Consider the following 1,319-nt stretch of genomic DNA (forward strand, 5'->3'; position numbering starts at 1 on the left):
CCATGATTCATCGCGGTCTCCTGAGTTGTTTTGGCTGTTTGCAAGACAACCATTATTATACTCCTTGTGAGACCGACTTTCTTATTCTAATCAAATAATTAAGTTTCTTTTATGGAGTTTTTGAACTCCGAAACTTTAGTGATGAAGATACTAATTCATTTAGTTGGTGCCATCTATATGAACTGCCTATTAAGGAACATGTGGGCTTTAATTTTCCAGGGCTTCTACCAGAGGAACAAGTTATTGACTGGCGCAATCAGATTGCTGAATCACCTGGAAAAATAGCTGCTTTGCCAAGCGTTAGTGATCAGGTGGATGAGCATTTCAATGCAAGAACAGATCCTACAGAAGAAGAAATCAAGGCACTACGTCCTTTTCTTTCAGCCATTTGTGCTTATTTTTATTCGATGCAGTATTCTCTATTTTGCATTCTTTATCACGGCTGTTTTTTGAATGAACTGATTGAACGTGTTCGAACTGGCGATGATAAAGCTTTATTTGATGCCATTCGAGTTGATCCAATGGTCATTGGGTGCCAATCCGTTATTGAAAGAATCAGTAAAGCAAGGCGACTGCAAGATGTTGATTTCCTGGATGAACTCAAGAAAACTCAAAGTGGAGTTAGTGCAAAGCTCAAGCAGGCTAATTTTCAGAAAATACGTTTAATTCTTAAGGTGCTTTCCGAAGCAGGTGCAACACGCCTAACTAATGAAAAACTTTATCAGTTATTTGTTGAAGAGCTTAATCTCTATACAGCCAATTCAAAAGGTGGTGGCAGTGAAAAGGCTTTGCGTAAATTTGCTGATACTTATATCTAAAGTTTCGGAGTTCAAAAACTCCATAAAAGAAACTTAATTATTTGATTAGAATAAGAAAGGCGGTCTCACAAGGAGTATAATAATGGTTGTCTTGCAAACAGCCAAAACAACTGAGGAGACCGCGATGAATCATGGCACAAAAACGATAGAACTTCCAGAATTGACGGCTAATCTATTACGGGACGAAGGTTGCCTCATTGACAATCTGTTTGCTGACCTGTGGAAGCACATGGGCATGAAAGCGCGGCTGAATCGAATCGGCTTTCCCAAGCGCTCCGGCACGTCGGCGCATGAGCTGGTGTACTGCCTGATGATTTGGGTCTGGTTGAAAGTGGACTCGATTGGCATGTTTGCGCGGGAATCATTGAAGACCTTCTCCTGTGCCGAGAAAGATGCCCTGTATGCGGCTTTGAATCAGGAAGACTGGAACTGGCGTCATCTGCATAGGGATGTCGCACGACAAGCGATCCGAGGCGCGAAGACATCGAGCCATATCCGTGC

2 protein-coding genes are annotated in these 1,319 nt (G+C 42.1%); both read left to right on the top strand.

The genetic code is table 11. From position 1 onward, the window contains the following. Window positions 1-200: 200 nt before the first annotated feature. On the top strand, window positions 201-818 hold the full coding sequence (locus Q8K48_06310; protein ID MDP1852012.1) for a hypothetical protein: 618 nt from the start codon (window positions 201-203) through the stop codon (window positions 816-818). A gap of 82 nt (window positions 819-900) precedes the next feature. Further along, the coding region (locus Q8K48_06315; GenBank protein MDP1852013.1) for a hypothetical protein at window positions 901-1,319 on the top strand (419 nt) is incomplete at its 3' end.

Source organism: Candidatus Planktophila sp., assembly GCA_030681675.1.
Lineage (GTDB): Bacteria > Actinomycetota > Actinomycetes > Nanopelagicales > Nanopelagicaceae > Planktophila.